Source organism: Streptomyces sp. NBC_00299, assembly GCF_036173045.1.
Lineage (GTDB): Bacteria > Actinomycetota > Actinomycetes > Streptomycetales > Streptomycetaceae > Streptomyces > Streptomyces machairae.
In genome coordinates, this window is the sequence record NZ_CP108039.1 from 5,464,216 (window position 1) to 5,489,794 (window position 25,579).

At 69.4% G+C, this 25,579-nt stretch carries 24 protein-coding genes, 1 tRNA gene and 3 pseudogenes; 19 read left to right on the forward strand and 9 right to left on the reverse strand.

What is annotated here, in order from left to right; translation table 11 throughout:
• Positions 1 to 3: 3 nt before the first annotated feature.
• Both OHT51_RS24350 and OHT51_RS24355 read right to left on the reverse strand, forming a co-directional pair.
• Positions 4 to 207 (reverse strand): hypothetical protein, encoded by a 204-nt coding sequence (locus OHT51_RS24350; RefSeq protein ID WP_328881041.1) that lies wholly within the window; start codon positions 205 to 207, stop codon positions 4 to 6.
• A 51-nt stretch (positions 208 to 258) separates the two neighbouring features.
• Positions 259 to 480: a hypothetical protein gene (locus tag OHT51_RS24355; protein WP_328881042.1), complete on the reverse strand. Its 222-nt coding sequence runs from the start codon at positions 478 to 480 to the stop codon at positions 259 to 261.
• Positions 481 to 906: 426 nt separating this feature from the next.
• Here OHT51_RS24355 and OHT51_RS24360 point away from each other — a divergent pair, with 426 nt between their 5' ends.
• From OHT51_RS24360 to OHT51_RS24380, 6 genes and pseudogenes are all read left to right on the forward strand, one after another.
• Entirely contained in the window at positions 907 to 1,929 is a 1,023-nt protein-coding gene (locus tag OHT51_RS24360; RefSeq protein ID WP_328881043.1) for a DNA-directed RNA polymerase subunit alpha, read from the forward strand.
• Between the two features lie 270 nt (positions 1,930 to 2,199).
• Positions 2,200 to 2,472 (forward strand): DUF6959 family protein, encoded by a 273-nt coding sequence (locus tag OHT51_RS24365; RefSeq protein ID WP_328881044.1) that lies wholly within the window; start codon positions 2,200 to 2,202, stop codon positions 2,470 to 2,472.
• Between the two features lie 104 nt (positions 2,473 to 2,576).
• Complete coding sequence (locus tag OHT51_RS24370) at positions 2,577 to 2,987, forward strand: VOC family protein (RefSeq protein ID WP_328881045.1); 411 nt, start codon at positions 2,577 to 2,579, stop codon at positions 2,985 to 2,987.
• 880 nt (positions 2,988 to 3,867) lie between these two features.
• Positions 3,868 to 4,036, forward strand: a pseudogene (locus tag OHT51_RS24375) (DnaA ATPase domain-containing protein); the annotation flags it as partial.
• Between the two features lie 157 nt (positions 4,037 to 4,193).
• Positions 4,194 to 4,340: pseudogene (locus tag OHT51_RS43380) on the forward strand (hypothetical protein); the annotation flags it as partial.
• Between the two features lie 22 nt (positions 4,341 to 4,362).
• Positions 4,363 to 4,848, forward strand: a complete 486-nt coding sequence (locus tag OHT51_RS24380; protein ID WP_443052542.1) for an IS5 family transposase — start codon at positions 4,363 to 4,365, stop codon at positions 4,846 to 4,848.
• A gap of 8 nt (positions 4,849 to 4,856) precedes the next feature.
• Here the strand turns inward: OHT51_RS24380 and OHT51_RS24385 are convergent, their stop codons facing one another.
• On the reverse strand, positions 4,857 to 5,618 hold the full coding sequence (locus OHT51_RS24385) for a hypothetical protein (protein ID WP_328881046.1): 762 nt from the start codon (positions 5,616 to 5,618) through the stop codon (positions 4,857 to 4,859).
• Positions 5,619 to 5,829: 211 nt separating this feature from the next.
• Between OHT51_RS24385 and OHT51_RS24390 the strand changes: the two are divergent.
• From OHT51_RS24390 to OHT51_RS24400, 3 genes and pseudogenes are all read left to right on the forward strand, one after another.
• Positions 5,830 to 6,138, forward strand: a pseudogene (locus OHT51_RS24390) (transposase); the annotation flags it as partial.
• Positions 6,139 to 6,158: 20 nt separating this feature from the next.
• Positions 6,159 to 6,485, forward strand: a complete 327-nt coding sequence (locus tag OHT51_RS24395) for a hypothetical protein (RefSeq protein ID WP_328881047.1) — start codon at positions 6,159 to 6,161, stop codon at positions 6,483 to 6,485.
• A 323-nt stretch (positions 6,486 to 6,808) separates the two neighbouring features.
• Positions 6,809 to 7,222, forward strand: a complete 414-nt coding sequence (locus OHT51_RS24400; RefSeq protein WP_328881048.1) for a hypothetical protein — start codon at positions 6,809 to 6,811, stop codon at positions 7,220 to 7,222.
• Between the two features lie 158 nt (positions 7,223 to 7,380).
• Here the strand turns inward: OHT51_RS24400 and OHT51_RS24405 are convergent.
• Positions 7,381 to 7,453 (reverse strand) — tRNA-Arg (locus tag OHT51_RS24405).
• A gap of 204 nt (positions 7,454 to 7,657) precedes the next feature.
• Between OHT51_RS24405 and OHT51_RS24410 the strand changes: the two genes are divergently transcribed.
• On the forward strand, positions 7,658 to 8,314 hold the full coding sequence (locus OHT51_RS24410; RefSeq protein ID WP_328881049.1) for an NADPH-dependent FMN reductase: 657 nt from the start codon (positions 7,658 to 7,660) through the stop codon (positions 8,312 to 8,314).
• A gap of 93 nt (positions 8,315 to 8,407) precedes the next feature.
• On the opposite strand, the gene OHT51_RS24415 is transcribed toward OHT51_RS24410, so the two are convergent.
• A complete protein-coding gene (locus tag OHT51_RS24415; RefSeq protein WP_328881050.1) occupies positions 8,408 to 10,084 on the reverse strand; it encodes an IclR family transcriptional regulator domain-containing protein in 1,677 nt (558 codons plus the stop codon).
• A gap of 149 nt (positions 10,085 to 10,233) precedes the next feature.
• On the reverse strand, positions 10,234 to 11,511 hold the full coding sequence (locus tag OHT51_RS24420; protein WP_328881051.1) for a M6 family metalloprotease domain-containing protein: 1,278 nt from the start codon (positions 11,509 to 11,511) through the stop codon (positions 10,234 to 10,236).
• A 267-nt stretch (positions 11,512 to 11,778) separates the two neighbouring features.
• Between OHT51_RS24420 and OHT51_RS24425 the strand changes: the two genes are divergently transcribed.
• Both OHT51_RS24425 and OHT51_RS24430 read left to right on the forward strand, forming a co-directional pair.
• Positions 11,779 to 12,423: a TetR/AcrR family transcriptional regulator gene (locus OHT51_RS24425; RefSeq protein WP_328881052.1), complete on the forward strand. Its 645-nt coding sequence runs from the start codon at positions 11,779 to 11,781 to the stop codon at positions 12,421 to 12,423.
• Between the two features lie 155 nt (positions 12,424 to 12,578).
• Entirely contained in the window at positions 12,579 to 14,120 is a 1,542-nt protein-coding gene (locus OHT51_RS24430; protein ID WP_328881053.1) for an MFS transporter, read from the forward strand.
• Between the two features lie 121 nt (positions 14,121 to 14,241).
• Here OHT51_RS24430 and OHT51_RS24435 read toward each other — a convergent pair whose 3' ends face one another.
• Positions 14,242 to 14,778 (reverse strand): MarR family winged helix-turn-helix transcriptional regulator, encoded by a 537-nt coding sequence (locus OHT51_RS24435; RefSeq protein ID WP_328881054.1) that lies wholly within the window; start codon positions 14,776 to 14,778, stop codon positions 14,242 to 14,244.
• A 119-nt stretch (positions 14,779 to 14,897) separates the two neighbouring features.
• Here OHT51_RS24435 and OHT51_RS24440 point away from each other — a divergent pair, with 119 nt between their 5' ends.
• Positions 14,898 to 15,686, forward strand: coding sequence for a dioxygenase family protein (locus OHT51_RS24440; RefSeq protein ID WP_328881055.1), 789 nt, complete (start codon positions 14,898 to 14,900; stop codon positions 15,684 to 15,686).
• A 22-nt stretch (positions 15,687 to 15,708) separates the two neighbouring features.
• Here the strand turns inward: OHT51_RS24440 and OHT51_RS24445 are convergent, their stop codons facing one another.
• Complete coding sequence (locus tag OHT51_RS24445) at positions 15,709 to 16,239, reverse strand: GNAT family N-acetyltransferase (RefSeq protein ID WP_328881056.1); 531 nt, start codon at positions 16,237 to 16,239, stop codon at positions 15,709 to 15,711.
• 169 nt (positions 16,240 to 16,408) lie between these two features.
• Here OHT51_RS24445 and OHT51_RS24450 point away from each other — a divergent pair, with 169 nt between their 5' ends.
• Positions 16,409 to 17,410 (forward strand): sigma-70 family RNA polymerase sigma factor, encoded by a 1,002-nt coding sequence (locus OHT51_RS24450; RefSeq protein WP_328881057.1) that lies wholly within the window; start codon positions 16,409 to 16,411, stop codon positions 17,408 to 17,410.
• Between the two features lie 431 nt (positions 17,411 to 17,841).
• Positions 17,842 to 18,453, forward strand: coding sequence for a TetR/AcrR family transcriptional regulator (locus OHT51_RS24455; RefSeq protein ID WP_443052727.1), 612 nt, complete (start codon positions 17,842 to 17,844; stop codon positions 18,451 to 18,453).
• A gap of 181 nt (positions 18,454 to 18,634) precedes the next feature.
• Here the strand turns inward: OHT51_RS24455 and OHT51_RS24460 are convergent, their stop codons facing one another.
• Complete coding sequence (locus OHT51_RS24460) at positions 18,635 to 19,645, reverse strand: helix-turn-helix transcriptional regulator (protein WP_328881059.1); 1,011 nt, start codon at positions 19,643 to 19,645, stop codon at positions 18,635 to 18,637.
• A gap of 62 nt (positions 19,646 to 19,707) precedes the next feature.
• On the opposite strand from OHT51_RS24460, the gene OHT51_RS24465 reads away from it, so the two are divergent.
• The 4 genes from OHT51_RS24465 to OHT51_RS24480 all read left to right on the forward strand — a co-directional run bounded on the left by OHT51_RS24465 (position 19,708) and on the right by OHT51_RS24480 (position 25,488).
• Positions 19,708 to 21,237 carry an MFS transporter gene (locus tag OHT51_RS24465; protein ID WP_328881060.1) on the forward strand — a complete coding sequence of 510 codons (1,530 nt, stop codon included), beginning with the start codon at positions 19,708 to 19,710 and terminating at the stop codon, positions 21,235 to 21,237.
• Positions 21,238 to 21,426: 189 nt separating this feature from the next.
• Entirely contained in the window at positions 21,427 to 22,188 is a 762-nt protein-coding gene (locus tag OHT51_RS24470; protein WP_328881061.1) for a DeoR/GlpR family DNA-binding transcription regulator, read from the forward strand.
• Positions 22,185 to 23,132 (forward strand): 1-phosphofructokinase, encoded by a 948-nt coding sequence (gene pfkB / locus OHT51_RS24475; protein WP_328881062.1) that lies wholly within the window; start codon positions 22,185 to 22,187, stop codon positions 23,130 to 23,132. Before OHT51_RS24470 ends, pfkB begins: the two co-directional genes overlap by 4 nt.
• 250 nt (positions 23,133 to 23,382) lie before the next feature.
• Entirely contained in the window at positions 23,383 to 25,488 is a 2,106-nt protein-coding gene (locus tag OHT51_RS24480) for a PTS fructose transporter subunit IIABC (protein WP_328881063.1), read from the forward strand.
• The last annotated feature ends 91 nt before the right edge of the window (positions 25,489 to 25,579 follow it).

The following is a 25,579-nucleotide window of genomic DNA, read 5'->3' on the forward strand; positions in this document are numbered from 1 at the left end:
GAGCTAGGCCGCCTTGGTTCGGGTGGCACGCATGTCCGAGGCGACTTCCTCGGCATCCTCGAACGGGAAGGTCTCGTCATCCCCGAAGTCCGGGGCCTGGAAGGGGTTCGTCGCCGGAGGCGGCGATGCCGTGGTGGAACGGCGGGGCTGCCCTTCCGGAGCGGAGAACAGCGAGGTCAGTTCTATGAGAGGTCTCTCCTTCGTCACAGGTCCCCGAAGGGACCTGTTGTGCCGTGACCGGGCACAGCGGTACTGGTACTACAGCTTGGTCATCTTGGCGTACGGGCTCAGGATCCGTATCGGCGTGGATCCGAAATCGACGAGCGCCGCGATTCCGGCCTCGATACCGATCACACGACCGAGGCCGTACATGTCGTGGGTGACCTTGTCGCCCACGGCGAAGTGCTTGGGAGCAGGCGCGACCGGGGCCTTGAAGGGGCTGGTGGGCAAGTGACGCTTCGGGGCAGCAGGCTTTGTCATTGCCCCCAGTATGGACCTACGGGCATCCCCTTCGCTGCCCCTGTCCGCGTCCAATGCCCGGCACGGACCCGGACGGCAGCGATTACCGTTGGGACGAGACGGAGCTCGACGCCGCTGACCAGGGGATTCCGTACCCGGTGACCTGAAACAATGGACAGGTGGGCTGATGAGGGGGGCTGATCAGGAGGCCTGATGAGGGGCCTGATCAGGGGGTGCAGGCGGTCGTCGACCCCAGCCGCCCCACCCGTAAAGAAATCGAAATGCGCCCGCGGCTGACTCTCACGAGCAGGTGCAACTGACCGTCGGACTCGACTCCAGCGAGAGCCGGACCCGCCGAGCGGCCAGCAGAAGGGCCGAACCGGCCGTACCCTTTCGTGGTGTCTACGGCGTCACATAACGGGCGCCACATACTGGAGGCAATACCTCGTGCTGATTGCTCAGCGTCCATCACTGACCGAAGAGGTCGTTGACGAGTTCCGCTCCCGGTTCGTGATCGAGCCGCTGGAGCCGGGCTTCGGTTACACCCTCGGCAACTCCCTGCGTCGTACGCTCCTGTCCTCGATCCCGGGTGCGGCGGTCACGTCCATCCGTGTCGACGGTGTCCTGCACGAGTTCACCACCGTGCCGGGCGTCAAGGAGGACGTCACCGACCTGATCCTCAACATCAAGCAGCTGGTCGTCTCCTCGGAGCACGACGAGCCTGTGGTGATGTACCTGCGCAAGCAGGGTCCGGGTCTGGTCACCGCCGCCGACATCGCGCCTCCGGCCGGTGTCGAGGTGCACAACCCCGACCTGGTCCTCGCCACGCTGAACGGCAAGGGCAAGCTGGAGATGGAGCTGACCGTCGAGCGCGGTCGCGGCTATGTCTCCGCGGTGCAGAACAAGCAGGTGGGCCAGGAGATCGGCCGTATCCCGGTCGACTCGATCTACTCGCCGGTTCTGAAGGTCACGTACAAGGTCGAGGCCACGCGTGTCGAGCAGCGGACCGACTTCGACAAGCTGATCGTCGATGTCGAGACCAAGCAGGCGATGCGTCCGCGTGACGCCATGGCGTCGGCCGGTAAGACCCTGGTCGAGCTGTTCGGTCTCGCCCGCGAGCTGAACATCGACGCCGAGGGCATCGACATGGGCCCGTCCCCGACGGACGCCGCCCTTGCCGCCGACCTGGCGCTGCCGATCGAGGAGCTCGAGCTCACGGTCCGCTCCTACAACTGCCTCAAGCGCGAAGGCGTCCACTCCGTGGGTGAACTCCTGGCGCGTTCCGAGGCCGACCTGATGGACATCCGCAACTTCGGTGCGAAGTCCATCGACGAGGTCAAGGCGAAGCTGGCCGGCCTGGGCCTGGGCCTGAAGGACAGCCCGCCCGGATTCGACCCGACCGCTGCCGCGGACGCCTTCGGCGCGGACGACAACGCGGACGCGGGTTTCGTGGAGACGGAGCAGTACTGAACGCTGCGCGGGGTCGCGGGGGAGCCGGGACACCAAAGGAGCCGGCGCTGACCACAGCGCCGCCCCCTTCCGGCTCCCCATGAGCGTCGGCCGACCGCATCCGGCTGCCCGAAGGCTCACCGGCGAAGAAGCAGACGCCAGAGCCCTCCGAGCCTGACCAGGATGGCGGAGACGGACGCACGCCATCTCTGCGGCCGAGAACCTCGCCTGACAGGCTGACCCCGGAGCACGCATCAGCCCCCTCGGAGATCACTCCGAGGGGGCTGTTCGTTGCGCCATGCCTGGTCAGACATGGTGTTGTTCACTGATGGTGGGAACGATGCCGTGGTTCGCCTGCCCGGTCGCCGGTTCCCCGGGGTACTGATTCAGGGCGACTCCCTTCACATTCTCCGCAGCGACGTGCCCGAGGTGGTCGAGGCCTGCGAGCGCGGTCGCCTGGCCGAGGCCGCGGAGTCCGCCGGCATCGTGCTGGCGAGCCTCGATGCCTTACTGCCGCGGCACGCCACCGCGCTGGAGCGGCACGAGATTGAGGGGCCGTACTGAGTGGATCAGTAGGATCGTCTGCCCGAAGGTCAGCACTTGGAATGAATGGGGGGCATGAGGGGCCTGTCTCGAAGTCGGGTGTGAGCTTGTGACAAGATCGCGGGATGCTGCGACTCACCGACTTCATTATCGACTGCCCGGACACGATGAAGCTGGCGGCTTTCTACTCCGAGGTGACGGGCCGTCCGATCAAGGAAGGCAGCTCCGAGGACTGGGCTGGCATCCAGTTCGGTGAGATCGAGCTGGCATTCATCCGGGTGGACGACTACCGCGCTCCGCAGTGGCCCGACAGCGAGCACCCCAAGCAGTTCCACCTCGACTTCGAAGTGGACGAGATCGAGTCCGAGCAGCGGCGCGTCCTCGACCTCGGCGCGACGCTGAGGCAGGACTTCATCGGCCCCGACGGCTACGGCTGGCAGGTCTACACCGACCCGATCGGCCACCCCTTCTGCCTGTGCCGCAACAAGGGCGTCATCTGGACCGACCAAGGCCCGATCTGGCCCAAGCGCGACTAATTGTCCGTTATGGCACGAGAGTGGCACGGCTCCGGTGCCAGCTTGCGAACGGAAGGCATCAGCTCGGCGGAACTGTCGGGTGATGCCTGGTGCGTCGGGTACCCCCATTCAGAATGGCGGGTCGTCGGAGTAGCCGTCCGCCCAGTGGCGATCCATCGGCCCGCTGGAGCAGCCCCGCCAGAATGACGGGGGTCGCGGGGGCTGAGCTGCTAGAGCAACAGTGGTCGACGACATTGAGGCGTGTGGGCGCGGGCAGTGTGACGATCTTGAGGACCGTCGTGGCAGCGAAGTCACCGTGGGTCCAAATCCCACACCCACCGCACGTGAACGGCCCTGACCTGTTGGATCGGGCAGGGCCGTTGGCACGTCCTGGCACCGCTGCCGCCCGGTGTTCCCCGTGGCTCCCCGGTCGAGCGGGCACGATAGGGGCACGGATAGCCTGTGTTGCCATGGCTGCTGTTGACCCGACTGACCCGCAGAGAGAGCACGAGATGGGGCGGGTTGCCCTCTGGCTTGCTCCGGATGACCTTCGCTGGCTGGCAAGGCATTGCTGCTGTGGCTCAGAAGCCTCGGAAGAAGATCGTGATCGTTGCGGCCGGATCCGCTTCCGGGCCAGCGCTGCCCTGCACAAGCAGGGGCTTACCGGCTGAGAGTCCCGCCCCGGGATCAACCCTGACCTCGCGGCCTCATCATTATCAGGTCGATCACGGGGCAGCATCGGCGTTGGCCAACCCGTCCGAGCTTGGGCGCTCTGGTTGTTGGGGTTCGGCGTTGACCGTCACCGTTCGCGCCTGTTGGTGTCAGGCGTTGGTGTCGAGCATCGAGGCACGGTTGACAAGGCCGTGCGTGTCCTCTTCTACGGCACGGTGCCCAGTGGCGCTCGGAGGAGTTCACCAACGAGTTCATCAACTCCATCCCCGACAGCAAGGGGGACACTTCGCAAGCGCTACCGCGAGATGGACATCCTGCTCGTCGACGCCATCCAGTTCCTCACGGACAAGGAGTCGACGCACGAGGGGCTCATCCGCACCCACAACGCGCTCCACAATATTGAAGCCGCCCTGACCTGCCGTTTCGTCACCTTCCTGCTCGCGCTGCTCGCGCAAACTCTTGGCGTCCAACGTGAAGGATCCACGTCTAACAAGTCATCTCATTTGGCTGAGTAGGCTGCTGCTGTGGAGGGGATCGTTGAGCGGCTAGTGCCAGATGAGCTGTGGGGCTGTTCCAGCGGGTGGTGCGGAGGCGCCGTCGCGACCGCAAGGCGGCGGTCGGCGTCGTCACGGCGACCGTGAGGTGCTGGCCGCGATCGTGTTCGTGGCGGCGACCTCGGGCTGCACGTGGCAGCAGTTGCCAGCGGCCTCTTTCGGCCCGTCAGGTGCGACGGCCCACCGCCGGTTCGCCGAATGGACCAATCCATCTGATCACCGAGCGGACCGGTCTGCCCCTGTCTGTCGGTATCTCCGGCGCCAACGTCCACGACAGCCAGGCCCTGGTCCCTCTCGTGAAGGGCATACCTCCGATCCGGTCCCGTCGCGGCCCTCGTCGGCGTAGGCCCGGCAAGCTCCAGGCCGACAAGGGCTACGACTACCGCCACCTGCGGCAATGGCTGTCACAGCGAGGCATCCAGCACCGTGTTGCCCGCAAGGGCGTCGATAGCTCTCAGCGACTCGGTCGACACCGCTGGACCATTGAACGGACCATGGCCTGGCTCGCTGGCTGCCGCCGACTCCACCGCCGCTACGAACGCAAAGCCGAGCACTTCCTCGGCTTCACCAGCCTCGCCTGCACCCTCATCTGCTACCGCAGACTCACGAAACGACCTGGTAGTACGCCAACCCGGCAGTCACCATCACGTAGGTGACGCGGACATCAGTTCACAACGACATTGTCCCCGGACGACATCGACGGTCCGGTGGTGGTGTTGCCGTAGTACGCCCAGCGCCACGTACCCGTCTTGGAGGCCTTCACGGTTGTCCTGAGATCACCCGAGCTGTTCGCGTACACCTTCTTCACCGTGGTGTAGGAGGCGGCGCCGGAGGGCTTGAACTGCAGGCTGACCAGGCGGCCCCCGTAGGAGGCGTACTTCCTGGTCTCCCAGTTGGCCCGTGTGACCTTTCCGGTCACGGTGATGGTCTTGTCCTTGGCCACCGGTTCGGGCGAGGCGTTGACGGTCAGGCGGGAGTTGCGCTTGACGTGGACCGTCAGACCCTCGTCGTCCGTGTCACCGCCGTCGCCCTTGAAGTACACCCGGGCCGCGACCTTCCAGGCCCCGGCCTCACTGTTGCGCATGTCCCACACACTCGGGTCGAAGTACATCGTCTCGTCGAAGTCGCAGACGCCCGAGCTCACCTTGATGCAGTCGCTCGTCTCGATGGCGTGCCACAGTTCATCCCCACCGTTGCGGTACAGGTACACCGCTGGGTACTTCCAGGCCTGAGTGGTCGCCATCCGGAACGAGGCGGGCACCGCGACCTCGTTCGACACCCCGATCACGATCGGCTTGCCGTCGTTCACCTGGACACGGGTGAACGAGACACCACCCTCGGCCGCCCCGGCCGGCGCCGCGGCCACGGCCGTGAACACCGCCGCCGCGCCACCGGCCACGACGACTCTCCAGAACTGCTTCCCCACCTGATCCCCAATCTCCGTACGCAATACAGCCGGAGGTATATCCCTCCAGCGCCCTACAGACAGCCGGCAGTCGCACGGGGTTGTGCACCCGCGCATCACAATGCGGTCTCGGACAATCCCCGCCTGAGTTCGGCGTGTCCGGGCACCCGGCACACGGTGTGGGTGGCGGAGACGTGCGAGCGGTGCTGTTCCACCCGCTGGACCCGCTGGCATACCTCCGATCCGGTCCCGTCGCGGCCCTCGTCGGCGTAGGCCCGGCAAGCTCCACGCCGACAAGGGCTACGACTACCGCCACCTGCGGCAATGGCTTTCACAGCGAGGCATCCAGCACCGTGTTGCCCGCAAGGGCGTCGATAGCTCTCAGCGACTCGGTCGACACCGCTGGACCATTGAACGGACCATGGCCTGGCTCGCTGGCTGCCGCCGACTCCACCGCCGCTACGAACGCAAAGCCGAGCACTTCCTCGGCTTCACCAGCCTCGCCTGCAGCCTCATCTGCTACCGCAGACCCACCAAATGAGATGACTTGTAAATCCCTCAGTGACGGAGGTCTTCGCCCTCGCCGATTCCATCGGGCCCCGCTACCGCTTGCTGGTGCTCCTGGCGGCCTTCACTACCCTGCGGTTCGGCGAGCTGACGGCCCCGCGGCGTCGGGACATCGACTTGGAGGCGCTGACCGTCACAGTGCGGCGCGCTCAGGCCGAGCTGCAGGACGGTCGACCCTTCGACAAGGCGCCGAAGTCCGCGGCCGGGATGCGCTCCGTCTCCTTCCCGGCCGAACTGCTCGACGCGGTCACGCACCACCTGGAGCACTTCGCCGCCCCCGGCCGCGAGGGGCACGTCTTCGTCGGGCCGCAGGGTGGGTAGTTGTGTCGCAGCAACTTACGCGACGACTGGGTCAAGGCCCGGAAGGCAGCTGGCGTCTCGGCCCAACTGCACTTTCACGACCTACGACACACGGGCAACACTCTGGCCTCCACGGCCGGAGGCGGCACACGGGAGCTGATGACGAGGATGGGGCCAGCAGCTCCCGGGCTGCGCTGATCTACCAGCACATGACCAGCGACAGGGACCGGGCCATCGACCTGTCGCTCACTTCGCAGAATTCTTCAAATGCGTTCTATGCTTGCTCTGCGCCCTTGGGTTGCGTTATTCTTCGGTGGTCGACACCGACTAGCAAGGGGGACGGCATGAGCCCAACTATTGAGGTTGATGAACAGACCTACCGCTCCATCGAGTTCGCGGCGCGCATGGGCGGTACGACTGCTGGCGAGGTTGTTGCTCGGCTCGTGCGAACCGCAAGCGTGCCGCCCTCGGCGCCAGCCGCCGCGAGCAAGGCAGGTGCGGAGAGAGAGCGCAAGGTCGACGTGTATGCCGACTACGAGGGCCATCGGACTCGCGGCAGCTATGACCAGGACACGAAGCGGATCGATATCACTTCGGGGCCGCTCGCTGGGCAAAGCTTCAAGACGCCGACTGGGGCGGCCCGGGCGGTCGTAGCGCACTACAAGCCGGACGTGAACCCGAACCGAAATGGCTGGTCGTTCTGGTTGCTTGACGATGGGTCCGGCGGGGTCTTGCAGAGCATCCGGCACTCGGCATGAGTTTGCGGAGGGCGACCTGTTACGTGGCTTCCCGCCCATGTGTAGGCGGGCCGCCCAGGGCGGGGAGGCGGGCGTAGTGGCACGCGTGTGGCGCGGCGCCTGAAACGGTGAAGGGCCAGCCTGGGAGGAAATCCCTCCTGAGCTGGCCCTTTTCTCTGTGCCCCCGGCAGGATTCGAACCTGCGACACCCGCTTTAGGAGAGCGGTGCTCTATCCCCTGAGCTACGAAGGCGGAAGGTGCCCTGACAGCGTAGCGGATGCGTCCCTCGGGGTTCGCCCCGGTTGTGGGGGACGGGCGGCGTGCCTTGTCGATCTTTCTCGGGCGGCGCGTCCGGGGGCGCTTGACCTCAAGTTAACTTGAGATTTTACGTTTCTTGCGCGGGCCCAACCAGGGCCGATCGCGGTCACTCCCGGCTACCGAAATCGAGGCACCTCCATGCCCCAGACCCCGCGCACCCCCGTAGCTCAGGACTCCCAGATCTCCCAGAGCTCCCGGACCCACCAGTCACCCCAGCCCCCACTCAAGATCGGCGTCCTCATCGGCAGCGTCCGCCCCGGCCGGTTCGCCGACAAGGTCTCCCAGTGGTTCGTGTCCGAGATCGGGCGGCGTGATGACATGGAGACGCATGTCATCGATCTGTCCGAGCCCGCCCTCGCCGAGGAGCTCAAGCTCACGCTGGAGCGGGCCGCAGGGAGCGGCGATGCCCCGACGCTCGCCGAGCGGATCGGTGGGCTCGATGGGTTCGTTGTCGTGACGCCCGAGTACAACCACGGCTACCCCGCCTCCCTCAAGCTGGCCATCGACTACGTCTACCGGGAGTGGCGGGCCAAGCCGGTCGGCTTCGTTTCGTATGGCGGTATGGCCGGTGGTCAGCGGGCGGTGGAGCAGTTGCGGCAGGTCTTCGCCGAGCTGCATGCCGTCACGCTGCGCGACACCGTCAGCTTCCACATGGCGTGGGAGCAGTTCGACGACGAGGGGCGCCCGCACGACCAGGACGGCACCGCCAAGGCCGCCGCCGTGCTGTTGGACCAGCTCGCCTGGTGGGGGCTGACCCTGCGGGAGGGCCGGGCCGCCAGGCCGTACGACGGCTGAGGCATCCGATCAGCAATCCTCAGCCCTCACCCCTAGTTTCCTAGCCCTTACTCACTAAGCCTCCCAGTCCTCATCCCTCAGCCCCCACCCCCCTCACTCCACCCCCACCCGAGCAAACCTCCCCGCCACCCGAAGATCCCCCTCCACCCGCCCCGCCGTCTCCACCAACTCCGGCAGCACCTCCCGTACGCACTCCTCCACCGACCGCCGAGCCGCGTGCATCGCCACGTTCAGCGCGGCGACCACGCGGCCGGTGCGGTCCCGTACCGGTACTGCCACCGAGCGGAGTCCTGCCTCCAACTCCTCGTCGACCAGGGCGTATCCCTGCTTGCGGACGTCGTCCAGCGTGGTCGTCAGGGTCGCGGGGTCGGTGGTGGTGTGCGGTGTGAGGGGGGAGAGGGGGCCCATGTGGCGGTCTGCGGGCGGGAGATCCGCCAGTAGGACGCGGCCCAGCGATGTTGCGTACGCCGGCAGTCGCGTGCCCACCGTGACATCGACGCTCATCACGCGGCCCGTGGCGGCGCGGGCCGTGTACTGGATCTCGTCGCCCGACGGCGTCAGCACCGCCAGGGACGTCGACTCGTGGACACGGGTGGCCAGTTCGGTCAGGTGCGGGGACGCGATTCGGGGGATTGAGGTGCGGGACAGGGGTGGGAAGCCCAGGGACAGTACGCGTGGGGTCAGGGCGAAGGCGCGGTTGCCGGACTGGCGTACCAGGCCCAGGTGCTCGTAGGTGATGAGTGCCCTGCGTGCGGTGGCCCTCGCCAGTCCCGTCGCCCGAGCCACGTCCGTCAGCGTCAGTTCCGCCCGGCCCTCGCCGAAGGCGGTCAGTACGGTCAGCCCGCGGGCCAGCGACTCGACGAACTCCCTGCCCAGTTCCTGCTTGGAGGCCCCGGTCCAGGCCGCCAGCCCCGCAGCCGGCGCAGCCCCGCGCTGCGACTGCGGCTGCGGTGCCTCGCGCAGTTCGTGCTCCATCTTCGCGACCGTGGCCCGTAGGCGGGACAGGAGCGTGTCGCGCAGGTCCGCGGCGGTGTGGCGGCTGGTGTGGCTGACGACGCTCGCCACGCAGGCGATACGGCCGCCCGCCCGCGGATCCCTCACCGGTACGGACACGGCGACCAGTCCCGGCTCGATCAACTGGTCGTCCAGCGCCCAGCCGTCCTTTCGCGCCCGGGCCGCCCGGCGTTCGAAGTCCTCGTCGGGGGACGGGTGCGGTTGCGGCGGTACGGAGGGAAAGCCGCGGTCCTCCGGGTCCGTCGCCCGGCGCTCGCGCCAGGTCTGCCACTCCGCGGCCGTCCACTCCGTCGCGAACAGCGGGCCCGGCGCGGTGCGTTCGGCCGGGAGCAGGTCGCCGATGCGGAAGCTGAGGGACATCGCGCGGCGGCGGGTCGCCTGGTGGATGAAGCGGATGCCGTCGCGGTCGGCGACCGCCAGCGACACCGACTCGTCCAACTCGTCCGCGAGCGCGTCCGCGTGGGAGGTGAGGAGGGCGGGCAGGCCTAGGGCGGCCAGGTAGGCGTTGCCGAGCTCCATCACCCGGGGCGCCAGGATCACGTCGCGGCCGTCGAGGCGGACGTATCCCATGCGCGCGAGCGTGGACGCGATCCGGTCCACCGTGGAGCGTGCGAGTCCGGTCGCCCGTTCCAGCCCGCTTGCGCTCAGCGTCCCGCCCGCCTCCGTCAGGCGCCACAGCACCCCGACACCGCGGATCAGTGGTGTGACCGCCTCCACCGGCACGGCACGGTCGTCCAGGGTCGTCTTCGCGGGCATCGGCTCTCCGGTACGGCGGTCACGGCAGGCCTAACCGTAATCCGAATTGATCCAAGCCGATTCGAGCCGATTCGTTTCGCTTCACGTGCGCGTACCGCGCGAGTACTTCGATTCATGCGCGTCACGCGCGAGTACGCCGGCGACTCGGGCTACCCCCGAGAAACCCGCACCCGATACCCCCCCGCCAAATCCGCCCCCACCACCTCCACCCGCACCCCCCGCTTCGCGTCCCGGAATTCCTCCCCCGGCACGAACGTCGCGTCCGAGAGTTCGGCGTGGACGTTCGGGCTGCGGGTGCAGCCGCCGCTGTCCTCGTGGGAGTCGAGGACCTTCACCGGGCCCATGCCGGTGTCGACGTCTGCGTCGATCTTGTAGATCAGGATGCCGGGGCGGCACACGGCCTCGTCGTTGCCCTCGCGGGTGCGTAGTTCGACGGCGTAGCCGGAGCGGCGGTCGAGGGGGACGAACACCAGCTTGGGGCCGCCCGTGCGGGCCAGCGGGGTCAGGGCGTACTCGGCCTTGCCGGGGGTGGCCGCGCACCGGACCTGGTCCGAGTCCAGCCAGCCCAGTTTCCACTTGTGCCAGCCGAGGAGGTCGTTGTTGGCCCCCCAGTCCTCGCTCATGATGTCCCAGTGGCCGACCGCGCCCCCGCCCTCGGCGGTGTACAGGTCGGGCAGGCCGAAGACGTGGCCGTTCTCGTGGGGGAGGACCCGGTAGCCGGTGCGGTGGTAGGTGCCGGAGCCGTCGTCCTGGCGGGAGTAGACGAAGGACGCGTTGGTCACCGAGACGCCGTCGGCGACCGGGGCCTCGGCGTTGCCCGCGAAGGTCACCGACAGGACCGTGTCCAGGGCCGACGGGCCGGCGTTCGGGGTCACCAGGACGTTCAGGAAGTCGTAGGACCGGAAGTCCACCTTGGGGTCGGCCGCGACCACGAGGTCCTGGACCAGCTGCCGGTACCCGGGGTCGAAGGGCGCGCCGCGCTCTATGCCGTACGCCCGGAACGACTTGGGCATGCGCAGCCAGCGGGGTATCGGGATGTCGGGGCGGTAGTCGAGGCGGCCGTAGGAACTGGTGCGGAACCACTTCTGGGTCTGCGGGAAGAACTCCGCGAAACGGTCGAGCGCCTTGCCCGTGCCGGGCGAGTCGGGGAAGTCGACCATCAGGGTGAGGGCGCGGACGGTTCCGGTGGAGCGGGCGTAACCGCGCGGTGTCGGTACGCCCTCCGACATCTGGACCGTCGGCCGGCCGCTGATCATGCAGGGGCCGAGGGCCGCGGTGTGACCCGGTGGGATCGGGCTCGCCCCGGCCGCCGTGGAGGTCCCCGCCGTGAGGTGCCCGGTGCCTGCCGAGGTGCTGACCGCCAGGGTCAGGGCGGTCACGGAGGCAAGGGCGGCCACACGGCGGGGACGTATCCGACGGCTCGGCATGCATGGGCCTCTCGTCCATGGCAGCCGCCGACTGCGTACTGCACCCTCTCGATCACCCTGTGTCGAGGGCTGCGCGTGCGCGCGTTGGAGGAGACCGAACGTGGGTTCCCTGCCGCGGGAGGCGAGAGAGATTGTGACTCAGATCACAAGGAATTCCCTGCGGGTTTGGGAAATAACCGGGGAGCCCCTCCCCGTTTAGTCATGTGTCCGAGCGAAACGGGGACAGCTTCCCCGGATCGCCCACCCAGCAGAACTCAGGAGTACGCCGTGCAGACCGCCACCCCCGCACCGCGCAAGGCGACCCGGCCGCGCGCCGACGCCCTGCGCAACCGGGAGCGGATCGTCACCGCCGCCCGGGAGATGTTCGTCGAGTTCGGCCCCGACGTGCCGCTGGACGACATCGCCCGCCGGGCCGGCGTCGGCAACGCCACGGTGTACCGCAACTTCCCCGACCGCGACGCGCTGGTCCGCGAGGTCGTCTGCTCCGTCATGGACCGTACGGCCGCGGCGGCCGAGCTCGCGCTCGCTCAGACCGGGGATGCCTTCGAGGCTCTGGAGCGCTTCGTGCACACGGCCGCCGACGAGCGGATCAGCGCGCTGTGCCCGATGGTCCAGAGCACGTTCGACCAGCACCACCCGGATCTGGAGGCCTCGCGGGAGCGGGTCGAGCAGTTGATCGGGGCGATCATGGACCGCGCCAAGGTGGCCGGCCAGCTCCGCTCCGACGTGGACGTCGGCGACCTCATGATCGCCGCCGCCCAGCTCAGCCGGCCCCCGGCCGGAACGGGCTGCGACATGTCCGACCGCTATGTCCACCGGCATCTGCAGCTGTTCCTGGACGGACTGCGGGCCCCGGCCCGCTCCACCCTGCCGGGCACGCCGCTGACCATGGAGGACCTGCGCCAGGCCTGACCGATCAGTTCAGAGCACAACGGCAGTCATCAGAGCGCCACAGCAGCCGATAGACCGAATCACCAAGCCATCAACTCTCACCGGCCGTCACAGCCGACGAGCCGTCCCCTTTCCTTTCGCTTTTTCCGTCACGAAGTCCCGAAGTGGGTAGACCCATGTCTGAAACGGCCGTAAAGGCTCCTGGCGGCACCCTCGGTGCCGTCGATCCCAACCGCTGGAAAGCGCTCGTCTTCATCGCGCTGGCCCAGCTGATGGTCGTGCTCGACGCGACCATCGTGAACATCGCGCTGCCCTCCGCCCAGCAGGACCTGGGTATCTCGGACGGCAACCGGCAGTGGGTCGTCACGGCCTACGCCCTCGCCTTCGGTGGTCTGCTGCTGTTCGGCGGCCGGATCGCCGACCTCTGGGGCCGCAAGCGGGCGTTCGTCATAGGCCTGGCCGGCTTCGCCGCCGCGTCCGCGCTGGGTGGCGCCGCCACCAACGAGGCCATGATGTTCGGCGCCCGTGCCCTCCAGGGCGTCTTCGGTGCCCTGCTCGCCCCGGCCGCGCTGTCGCTGCTCGCCGTGATGTTCACGGACGCCAAGGAGCGTGCGAAGGCGTTCGGCATCTACGGTGCGATCGCCGGTGGCGGCGGTGCCGTAGGTCTGATCCTCGGCGGTTTCCTCACCGAGTACCTGGACTGGCGCTGGACGTTCTTCGTGAACATCCCGTTCGCCATTCTCGCCGCGGCCGGTGCCTGGTTCGTCATCCGTGAGCCCAAGGGCGCCCGCAACCGCTCCGCGCTCGACATCCCGGGCGTGATCCTGTCCACCCTCGGTCTGGTCGCGCTGGTCTACGGCTTCACGCGCGCCGAGTCCAACGGCTGGGGCGACTCCCTCACGGTCGGCATGTTCGTCGCCTCCGGTGTGCTGCTCGCGGCCTTCGTCCTGGTCGAGTCCAAGGTCAAGGCCCCGCTGCTGCCGCTGCGCGTGGTCACCGAACGCAACCGCGGCGGTATCTACCTCTCGCTCGGCCTCGCGATCATCGCGATGTTCGGCCTGTTCCTCTTCCTGACCTACTACCTGCAGATCGTGAAGGGCTACTCGCCGGTCAAGACCGGCTTCGCCTTCCTGCCGATGATCGCGGGCATGATCACGGGCTCCACCCAGATCGGCACCCGACTGATGACCCGGGTCGCGCCGCGGCTGCTGATGGGCCCCGGCTTCCTGGTCGCCGCCCTCGGCATGCTGCTGCTGACCCAGCTGGAGATCGGCTCCTCGTACGCCGCGCTCCTGCTGCCGGCGATGCTGCTGCTCGGCCTCGGTATGGGTACCGCGTTCATGCCGGCGATGTCGCTGGCCACGCAGGGCGTCAAGCCGCAGGACGCCGGTGTCGCCTCCGCGATGGTGAACACCTCGCAGCAGGTGGGCGGCGCGATCGGTACGGCGCTGCTGAACACGATCGCCGCCTCGGCGACCACGGCGTACGTCGCCGACCACATCGCCGGTGCCACCAGCCGGTCCCAGCAGCAGTTGGTCCAGCTGGAGGCCATGGTGCAGGGCTACACCAGCGCCATCTGGTTCGCCGTCGGCATCCTGGTCGCGGCCGCGGTCATCGCCCTGACCTTCGTCAACGCCGGCCGCCCGGGCGGCACGACGGTGGCGTCCTCCGAGGACGGCGCCGAGGACGAGGTGCCGGTGCCGGTCGTCGCGCACTGACGCCGCACCGAGGCCGGCGGCAACCGCCGGCCCACCCCTTCGGGCCAGGCGTACGTACGGGGATGGGGACGCTCCGTACGTACGACCCCCAGGACCTGCCCCGGCTCCCTGAATGAGCGGTTCAGCGGAGCCAGGGCAGGTCCGCACCCGCTTCGCTCGGCTGCAGGCCCTCGGCGACGATCCGCATGATCTCGCCGAGGGCCTTCTGCTGTTCCGGCGTCAGCCGGTCGAACATCGCCTGCTGCACGGCCTCCACATGGCCCGGCGCGGTCTGCTGCAGCACCTGAAGGCCCGCGTCGGTCAGCACCGCGAACTGGCCCCGCTTGTCGTCGGGGCAGTCCTCGCGCCGGACCCAGCCGTTCTTCTCCAGCCGGGCGATGGCGTGCGAGAGGCGGGAGCGGGTGATCTTCGCGTACATCGCCAGCTCGGTCATCCGCAGCCGGCGGTGCGCGGACTCGGCCAGCTTGACCAGCAGCCCGTAGTAGATGTGCGGCATGCCCGCGTCCCGCTGGAGCTGACGGTCCAGGTGGTCCTCGAGCAGGGTGCTCGCATCCAGGTAGGTGCGCCAGACACGCTGCTGCTCGTCGGTGAGCCAGCGCGGCTGCGCCGCGGACGAGGGTTCGGGCGAGGGTGGCGCGGAGGTCGATGCCGTATTCATGTACTCCACTGTACGAGAGCTCTCCTTGAAATTTTAACTACCTCGGCGTACCGTCTTTTGGGCAGAGAAGCTTTAGATTTGAAGCACATGGCTTCAAGTCCTCGGAGGGAGCCGCCGCCATGTCCGCCGCCACGCAGGAGCGCATGCCCGCCCTCTACCTCAGCCATGGCGCCCCGCCCCTCGCGGACGACCCGCTCTGGCCCGCCGAGCTCGCCGCCTGGTCCGCCGACCTGCCCCGCCCGAAGGCGATCCTCATGGTCTCCGCCCACTGGGAGGAGGCCCCGCTCGCCATCGGCGCCACCGAGACCGTTCCGCTCGTCTACGACTTCTGGGGCTTCCCCGAGCACTACTACCAGGTCGAGTACGCGGCCCCCGGCGCTCCCCGACTCGCCGAGTCCGTACGCAAGCTGCTGCGCGCCCCCGGCATCCCCGTGCAGGACATCCCGGACCGCGGCCTCGACCACGGCGCCTACGTCCCCCTCGTCGAGATGTATCCCACGGCCGACATCCCCGTCCTGCAGATCTCCATGCCGACCCTCGACCCGGTGCGGCTCATGGAGATCGGCCGCAAGCTGGCGCCGCTGCGCGACGAAGGCGTGCTGATCGTCGGCTCCGGCTTCTTCACCCACAACCTGGCCGCCCTGCGGCAGGGCGGAATACCCACGTGGTCGGTGGAGTTCGACGACTGGGGCCGCCGGGCGCTGGAGAACCGCGACTGGGACGCCCTGCTGGACTTCCCGCACAAGGCTCCGGCCGGCCGCTACGCCCATCCGCGCACCGAGCACTTCGCCCCGCTGTTCGTGACGATGGGCGCGGCGGACGCGGCCGGTGAGCTGGAAGCGACGCAGAAATCGGTGATCGACGGGTTCTGGATGGGGCTGGCGAAGCGCTCGGTGCAGTTCGGCTGAGGGTCCGGCCTTCCGGCCCGGCTCACAGTTCCTTCTCGTACCAGGCGACGTCCCAGTACCGGCCGAACTTGCGGCCCACCTCGCGGTACGTGCCGACGTACCGGAAGCCGAACCGCTCGTGCAGCCGGGTGGAGGCCTCGTTCGGCTGGGCGATGCCGGCGTAGGCGCGGTGCACGTCCTCCTCGGCCAGGGCCTCGAAGAGGGCCTTGTAGAGGAGGGTGCCGACGCCTTGCCGGCCGGCGTCCGGCGCGAGGTAGACGGTCACCTCGACGGAGGTCTCGTAGGCGGGCTTCGGCCGGAAGGCGCTGGATGTGGCGTAGCCGAGAATCCGCTGTGAGTCGGCCCCAGGAGCCCCCTGCGTGGCAACCATCAACCGGTGCGGGCCGTCTTCAGGGTGGGAGAGCAGCCAAGGGCGGCGCTCTTCCGGCGTGAAGACCGCGGTATCGAATGTGATCGGCGTCTCACGTACATAGTGGTTGTAGATGTCGGTGAGGGCGTCGAGGTCACTCTCGACTCCCGGTCTGACCTGCACCTCTGTACGTGCCGACGGCATCGGGCCTCCTCGCGTGGCCGGACAGGGTACTGCAAGATCAGAAAAATATGGGGGTGGGTTGGGAATTCTGTCCTGATTCCAGTCGTTGTTTCCATCGGATGCAGGGCACTCGAGAAGAGTCCCAAGCGTTTACGAATCACCCGCCCGCCCACATCGCAAGGGAGCACGCATGGCAACCCGTGCCGTCGCCCGTCGTCAGTCCGCCGCCACCGGCGAGACCGTCGACAAGGCACGCAGTGTTCGCGCCCATGGCGGCGAGATCGCGGACCGCGACCTGGTCGGCATGTACCTCGACGAGATCGCGCGCACGCCGCTTCTCGACGCAGCCAAAGAGGTCGAGCTGTCACAGATCATCGAGGCGGGTGTGTTCGCAAGGCAGGTCCTCGACGGCTTCGAGGAGGCCAGGGCGGACGCCACCCGCGAGGAGCTGGAGGCCCTGGTCGCCGACGGAGAGCGGGCCAAGGACATCTTCATCCGCTCCAACCTCCGTCTGGTCGTCGCGGTGGCCCGCCGCTACCCGCGCAGCGGCCTGCCCCTCCTCGACCTGGTCCAGGAGGGCAATGCCGGCCTGGTGCGCGCAGTGGAGAAGTTCGACTACCGCAAGGGCTTCAAGTTCTCCACGTACGCCACCTGGTGGATCCGCCAGGCGATCACCCGCTCCATAGCCGACCAGTCCCGCACCATCCGCCTCCCCGTCCACCTGGTCGAGGAGCTGGGCCGCATCCGCCGGGTGCAGCGCGAGTTCAACCGCGAGCACGGCCGCGACCCGGAGCCCGCGGAGATCGCCGCCGAGCTCGGTTCCAACCCGGACCGCGTGGTGGACGTCCTGGACTGGGCCCGCGACCCGGTCTCCCTGAACATGTCGGTGGACGACGAGGGCGAGACCCAGTTCGGCGACCTGCTGGAGGACACCTCCGCGGTCTCCCCGGAGCAGTCGGTCCTCACCCTGCTGCGCAGCGAGGAGCTGGACGACCTGATCGGCCGCCTCGACCAGCGCACGGCGTCCATCATCAAGATGCGGTACGGCATCGAGGACGGCCGCGAGCGCACCCTGACCGAGGTGGGCAAGGAACACGGCCTCACCCGCGAGCGCATCCGGCAGATCGAGAAGCACGCCCTGCTGGAGCTGAAGAAGCTGGCGCGCAGCACCGGCTTCGACGCCGCCGCGTAACGCCACGACCACAGGGCGTACAAAGGGTGCGGCCGCGTACGCCGGGTGGCGAAAGACCGCGCAAACATGGCGCGTATCGCCGCTTTCAACCGACAGGACCCCGGGAACAAGACCTCAAGGCAAGGGAGTTCAGCCTCCGAGGACACTGACCCGCAACGCACCGGGTCCCACCGACCAAGTCCCGACGCACTCCCCCCGGCGCCGGGACTTTCCCCGAGCCGGGCTTCGGCGCCCAACCCCCCTGGGTGCCGGGGCCCGGCTCTTTTTCGCGCCGGGGCAGGCCTGAAAGGGCGGGTCACCCCGTACCTGAACCACGGGGTGGCCCACCCGAATGGCAGATTGTGCCACATGGGCATAGCCTGCCGAGTGTGAGCAGTCCCACCCCCGCTTCCTCCCCGTCCCTCACGGAGCGACGCAAGGCGGCGACCCGCATGGAGATCGCCCGCGCCGCGGCCGGCCTCTTCGTGAAACGTGGCCTGAAGGCCACCCGCGCCGAGGACATCGCCCAGGCCGCCGGCATCGCCCCGCGCACCTTCTACCGCTACTTCGCCACCAAGGAAGAGGCGGTGGCACCCCTCTACGCGGCCGGCGCCGCCCGCTGGTCGGAGGCAGTCCGCAAGGCCCCGACCGACCTCCCTCTGCCCCAGGCCCTGGAACACGCGGCCCTCCACACCCTCACCCCCGGCACCGCAGTCTCAACAGCCTCCTGGGATTGGGTCCGCACCCTGGTCCGCCTGGCCATCTCAAGCCCCGCGCTCAGAAAGGTATGGGCGGAGGTCTGCCACGAGTCGGAGACGACACTGGCGGAAGTGCTTGCCGCGAGGTCGGCGCCCCCCGGCACCGACGACAACGTTGCCGAACGCCCTTCCCCCTCCCTCCACTTCGCAGCCGCAGTGGCCGCCGCCTCCATACGAGTGGCCGTAGAAGCCTGGGCAGCAGGCGACGCCCCACCCGAGGGCCCGGAGGGCCCGGCGGCCTTGGCGATGCACAACCTCGAGTCGCTGAGGGACTTCCCATGGGACGACGTACAGCCACAAAGCTGAGGTGAGTCGGCGCGGCACCCGCGTACGGCGGAAAGGGGACGTGCCGGGGGGTGTCCGCCCGCAGCGGCGGGCGTCAAGAACCAGCACCTCTTGAGAGAGGTCCACCGCCCGTCCGAGGACGGACACCCCCCGGCACGGCCCCGCCCCACAACGAACCCGCAGGCGCTACGCGAACCCCCACTCACCCGAGCGGGCCGCCGCAGGCATCCCCGGCCTCGCCGCCGGAGGCCGAGGCCCCCGCCCGGCTCAACCGCCCCCCCAACTCCCGTACAGCAGCCGCCAGTTCCCCCGGCGACTCCACCACGAACTCACACCCCACCATCGCCAACCGCACCCCCATCCAGTCCACGGGATCACTCGTGCTCCCGCGCAACCGGCACTGCGACGCCCCCACCGCTTCGGGCACCCCCAGCCACCCCGGCAACCGAGCCCCCACCACCTCGGCGGACGCCGCGAACGTGACCACGAACTCGTACGACTCCTGCCGCCGCCACATCGACTGCCGCAGATACTCCGCCGCACTCCCCGTGGGCAGCTCCCGCGGAGCGAACCGCGCCCCCGTGGCGAACGGCTCGCTCACCCGGTCGACCCGGAACGTCCGCCAGTCCCCCCGGTCGAGGTCGTACGCGACGAGGTACCAGCGCCGCCCCGTCGACACCAGCCGATACGGCTCGACCAGCCGCCGCGACCCCGCCCCGTCCCCCGCCCGGTACGCGAAGCGCAACCGCTCCTGCCCTGCCACACTCGCCGCCATCACCGTCAGCGTCTCGGGCGCGATACTCGCCCCGTCCCCACTGGTCAGCGGCGTGGTCGCGGCCTGCAGCGTGGACACCCGGTGCCGCAGCCGCGACGGCAGCACCTGCTCCAGCTTCGCCAGCGCGCGCACGGACGCCTCCTCCACCCCCTCGACCGCGTGCCCGGCCCCCGCCCGCAGCCCGACCGCGATCGCCACCGCCTCCTCGTCGTCGAGGACGAGCGGCGGCATCGCCTTGCCCGCGACAAGCCGGTAGCCGCCGTCGGCGCCCATGCTCGCCTGCACGGGATATCCCAGCTCCCGTAGCCGGTCGATGTCCCGCCGCACCGTACGCCGGGACACCCCGAGCCGGTCGGCGAGCTCACCGCCGGGCCATTCGCGGGGCGTCTGAAGAAGGGAGAGGAGAGTCAGGAGCCGTGCCGGAGTATCCGTCGTCATGTATCCGAGGATCCCCCACAAGTAGGACACGATCCGACCTAATGCGGTCCTATCTTCGATGCATGACCTCCTCCGAAACGTCACCCACACCTCAGCCCGCCCCAGGCGACCGCCGTCGATGGTTCGCTCTGGCGATCGTGATGACCGCGGCTTTCATGGACCTCGTCGACGTCACGATCGTCAACATCGCCATCCCCTCCATCCAGCGGGAGGCCGGCGCGAGCTTCAGCCAGATCCAGTGGATCACCGCCGGTTATGCGCTCGCCTTCGCCGCGGGTCTGATCACGGGTGGCCGTCTCGGTGACATCCACGGCCGCAAGCGGCTGTTCCTCATCGGTATCGGCGGCTTCACCATCGCCTCGGCGCTGTGCGGCTTCGCGGCGAACCCGGAGATGCTGGTCGCCTCCCGCATCCTGCAGGGCGCGATGGCGGCGCTGATGGTCCCGCAGGTCCTGTCGATCGTGCACGCCACGTTCCCGGCGCACGAACGCGGCAAGGTCTTCGGCCTGTTCGGAGCGGTCGTGGGACTGGGCGCGGTCACCGGCCCGCTGCTCGGCGCTCTGCTCACGGAGTGGAACCTGTTCGGTCTCGAATGGCGCCCGATCTTCCTCATCAACCTCCCGGTCGGCATCGCGGGCCTGATCCTCGGCAGCCGCTACATCACCGAGTCCAAGGCGCCGAAGGCCCTGAAGCTGGACCTGGTCGGCGTCGCCCTCGTCACGCTCGGCCTGCTGATGCTGCTGTACCCGCTGACCCGCGGCCGTGAGCTGGGCTGGCCGCTGTGGGGGTACGTGTCGATGGCGGGCGCGCTCGTCGTCCTCGCGGTGCTGGTGGCGTACGAGAGGCACAAGGCCGGTCGCGACGGCTCCCCGCTCGTCGAACTGTCGCTGTTCAAGGTGAAGAGCTTCGCGGCGGGCATCGCGGTGCAGACCGTGTTCGGTGTGGCGCTCGGCATCTTCTTCCTGGTCTGGACGATGTACATGCAGTTCGGCCTGGGCTGGAGCCCGCTCAAGGCGGGCCTGACCGGGATCCCCTTCTCGATCGCGGTCTCGGTGGCGGCCGGCATGTCCGTGCAGGCACTGGTGCCGCGCTTCGGCCGCATGGTGCTGCAGACGGGCGCGCTGGTGATGGCGCTCGGCGTCCTGCTCTACATCTGGGAGTCCGAGCGCTACGGCCTTTCCATCGCGCCCTGGCAGATGGCCCTGCCACTGATCGTCATGGGCGTCGGCATGGGCCTGATCGTGGCCCCGCTGACGGACGCGATCCTGTCGGAGGTGCCGCGTGAGCACTCCGGTTCGGCGTCGGGCCTGATCAACACCGTGCAGCAGATGGGCAACGCGCTCGGCCTCGGCCTGGTGTCCGTCGTCTTCTTCGGCGTCATCGACGATCAGCTGGCCGAGGCGGCGCAGCGGCCGGCTGTGGGCGCGGCCTTCGTGGAGGGCTTCCAGCACGCGCTGGGCTGGGTGGCCGCGGTGATGGCCGTCATCTTCCTGCTGATGTTCGCGCTGCCGAAGCGGCCCGCGCAGCACGTCGAGGGAGCGGGGGAGGAGCCGTCGCCGGCATCGGAGAAGGAGCCCGTGCTGGTGCCCTGAGAGCGGGACCGGCCGGCGGAACCTCGGAGCGGATCCCGAGAGCGAGGGAGGGGCCCGGCACTTCGGTGCCGGGCCCCTCGGCATTCCCGTTCATGCCCGATTGGGCCCGAACCTGTTTACTTTCCGGAAATCCAGGCGTAGCCTCCCGCTGAAACCACAAGTTCGGGCACAGTTCGGAGGCGAACGGACATGTACGCACCGGAGCGGCAGCAGGAGATCCTCCGCCTCGCCCGTGACGGCGGCCGAGTGGACGTCCTGTCGCTGGCCGAGGAGTTCCAGGTCACGGCGGAGACGATCCGCCGTGACCTGAAGGCCCTCGACCGCGCCGGACTCCTGCGCCGAGTGCACGGTGGCGCGATCCCGGCCGGGCGCCTGGACTTCGAGCCGGATCTCGCCGAGCGCGAGTCGACGGCGGCCGACGAGAAGGACCGGGTCGCCAAGGCGGCCGTCGCCGAGCTGCCGACCGAGGGCACGATGATCCTCGACGCCGGTACGACGGTGGCCCGCCTGGCCGCCGCGCTGCCGCTGGAGGCGTCCCTCACCGTCGTCACGCACAGCCTGCCCATCGCGGCCCGCCTCGCGGACCACCCCGGCATCCAGCTGCACCTGGTCGGCGGGCGGGTACGGCACCGTACGCGCGCCGCCGTGGACGCCTGGGCGCTGCGTGCGTACGGCGAGATCCGCGCCGACGTCCTGTTCGTCGCGGCCAACGGCTTCTCCGCCGAGCACGGTCTGACCACCCCGGACCTCGCCGAGGCCGCCGTGAAGCGCGCCGCGGTGGCCGCGGCCCGCCGCGTGGTGCTGCTCGCCGACTCCTCCAAGCACGGCCAGGAGCACTTCGCCCGCTTCGGTGACCTGAGCGATGTGGACCTGCTGATCACCGACAGCGGGCTGAGCCCCGAAGACGCCACCGCGATCGAGCGCGGCGGCACGGAAGTAGTGCGCGCATGATCCTCACCGTCACCCCGAACCCGTCCCTGGACCGCACCTACGAGGTCCCGGCCCTCGACCGCGGCGAGGTCATACGCGCCACCGGCGAGCGCATGGACCCGGGCGGCAAGGGCGTGAACGTCTCCCGCGCCGTCACGGCCGCCGGGCAGCGCACGGTCGCGGTCCTGCCCCTGGGCGGCGCGCCCGGCGCGCTCGTCGCCGACCTGCTCGACGCGCAGGGCATCGAGGTCGCGCCGGTGCCGGTCGCCGGCGCCACCCGGTCCAACATCGCGCTCGCGGAGTCGGACGGCGTACTGACGAAGATCAACGCGCCCGGCCCCGAGTTGTCGGCCGCCGAGCAGGAGCTCCTCCTGGAGACGGTCCGCGAGCAGTCGCGCGACGCCGACTGGATCGCCTGCTGCGGCAGCCTGCCCCGGGGGCTCGCCCCGTCCTGGTACGCAGATGTCGTCACCCGGGCGCACGCGGGCGGCGCACGGATCGCGCTGGACACCTCCGGACGCGCCCTCCTCGAAGCGCTGCGTGCCCGGCCCGACGTGGTGAAGCCGAACGCCGAGGAGCTCTCGGAGGCCGTCGGGCGCCCCCTGACCACCGTGGGCGACGCGCTGAAGGCCGCCGAGGAACTGCGCGCGATGGGCGCCGGCGCCGTACTGGCGAGCCTGGGCGCCGACGGGCAACTGCTCGTGGACGGCTCGGGCGCCTGGTTCGGCAGCGCACGCGTGGACGTCGTACGCAGCAATGTCGGCGCCGGTGACTCCTCCCTCGCCGGCTTTCTGATCGCCGGGGGAGCCGGGCCCGAGGCGCTCGCCTCCGCCGTCGCGCACGGCGCGGCAGCCGTACAGCTGCCCGGCAGCGTGATGCCCTCGCCGGCCGATCTGGACCCGACCGCGGTGACGGTCACGGCCGAGGTGCCGGTGGACCGCGTACTGAAGGAGCCGGCGTCATGACGAATGTCGCGGTTGTCACAGTTCTTGCCGATCCGGACCGTGACCGGCAAGGCTCGGCGTTACTTACGGCCACCGACGGACGGCAGGGCAACCTGAGCCGCTCTGCCGCAAGGGGGAGGCGGGTTCTCCCCGACCTCGCCTCCCCTGTCCCCGCGTCCCCCCACCGCATTCATGCCGCCCCCCACGGCACCCCCGTCCCCTTCACCGCCCACCAGACTCCCCGGGCGATACGCGTGCGAAGGAGCCCGCGATGAGCGACATGATCACCGCGGACCTGGTCGATCTCGACCTGTCCGCCCACACCAAGGACGCGGCGGCGCGCGCCCTCGCCGAGCGCATGGTGGCCCTGGGCCGGGTGACCGACCTGGAGGGCTTCCTCGCCGACGTCGCCGCCCGTGAGGCACAGATGCCGACCGGCCTAGACGGCGGCATCGGCATCCCGCACTGCCGCAGCGAGCACGTCACCGAGCCGACGCTCGCCTTCGGGCGCAGCGCCGCCGGCATCGACTTCGGCGCCGCGGACGGCCCTGCCGACCTGATCTTCCTGATCGCCGCTCCGGCAGGCGCGGACGACGCGCACCTGACGATCCTGTCGTCGCTGGCCCGGCAGCTGATGAACCCCGAGTTCACGGACGCGCTGCGGGCGGCGGGGGATGCGGCGTCGGCGGCGGCGCTGATCCGGGGGGAGGAGCACGAGGCGGAAGGGGCAGCCGAGGCGGAGGGGCCGGCCGGCACCGCCGGTTCCGAAGGCCCCGGAGCCTCCCAAGACTCCGTGGCGTCGTCGGTGGCGGCCTCCGCCGACGACGCCACGGGTACCTCCTCCTCCGACGCTCCCGACGCTCCCGGCGCTGACCGCCCCTTCCGGATCGTCGCCGTCACCTCCTGCCCGACCGGCATCGCCCACACCTACATGGCGGCCGAGTCACTGGAGAACGCGGGCCGCGACGCGGGCGTCGAACTCGTCGTCGAGACGCAGGGCTCGGCCGGCTTCACCCGGCTCGACCCGGCGGTCATCGCGGCGGCGGACGGCGTGATCTTCGCGCACGACGTGGCCGTACGGGAGAAGGACCGGTTCGCCGGGAAGCCGACCGTCGACGTCGGCGTGAAGGCGGGCATCAACCGCCCCGCCGAACTCATCTCCGAGGTCCGCGCCAAGGCGGAGCGCGGCGAGACCACCGCGGCCGCCCGGCCCGGCAACGGCACGCCGGTCGAGCGCACGGGCGAGCCCGGCGAGGGCTACGGCACCAAGCTGCGCAAGTGGCTGATGTCCGGCGTGAGCTACATGGTCCCGTTCGTCGCGGCGGGCGGTCTGCTGATCGCCCTCGGGTTCGCGATCGGCGGCTACCAGATCAACGAGGCCAAGTCGGTCACCGAGCACTTCGACTGGGGGCAGGTCGACAGCTGGGGCGCGCTGCTGTTCCAGATCGGCGCGGCGGCCTTCGGCTTCCTCGTCCCGGTCCTCGCCGGATACATCGCGTACGGCATGGCGGACCGCCCCGGACTCGTGCCCGGCTTCGTCGGCGGTGCGATCTCCGTGACGATCGGCGCGGGCTTCCTCGGCGGGCTGGTCGCCGGTCTCATCGCGGGTGGGGTCGTCCTCGGCATCCAGCGGATCAGCATCCCACCGGTGCTGCGCGGCATCATGCCGGTGGTGGTGATCCCGCTGGTCTCCTCGGCGGTCGTCGGCTTCCTGATGTTCGTGGTGATCGGCAAGCCGATCTCCGAGGCGCAGAAGGGCCTGACCGACTGGCTGAACAGCCTCTCCGGCACCAACGCCATCCTGCTCGGCGTCCTGCTCGGCCTGATGATGTGCTTCGACCTCGGCGGCCCGGTCAACAAGGTGGCCTACACCTTCGCGACGGCCGGCATCTCGGTCGCTGCGCCGAGCGACTCCGCGATGAAGATCATGGCCGCCGTGATGGCCGCCGGCATGGTCCCGCCGCTCGGCATGGCCCTCGCCACCACGATCCGCAAGAAGCTCTTCACCCATGCCGAGCGCGAGAACGGCAAGGCCGCCTGGGTCCTCGGCGCCTCCTTCATCTCCGAGGGCGCGATCCCGTTCGCGGCGGCCGACCCGCTGCGCGTGATCCCCGCCTCCATGGCGGGCGGCGCGGTCACCGGCGCGCTGACCATGGCTTTCGGCTCGACTCTGCGCGCCCCGCACGGCGGCATCTGGGTCACCTTCCTGATCGGCAAGCCGTTCCTCTACCTGCTGGCCATCGCGGCCGGTACGGCGGTCACGGCGGGCCTGGTCATCGTCCTGAAGGGCATGCGCAGGACGACCCCGGAGGGCGCCGCGTCCTCGGAGCCCTCGGCGGCCACGACCACGGAGGCGAAGCAGCCGGTGCCGGCATAAGCCCTCCACGGGCCAAGCCGCCAGCTTGTTCCCTTTGGTGCGCTGTGAGTTGTTCACGGCACCTGCGATATACGTCACGGTCCGGGCCCAA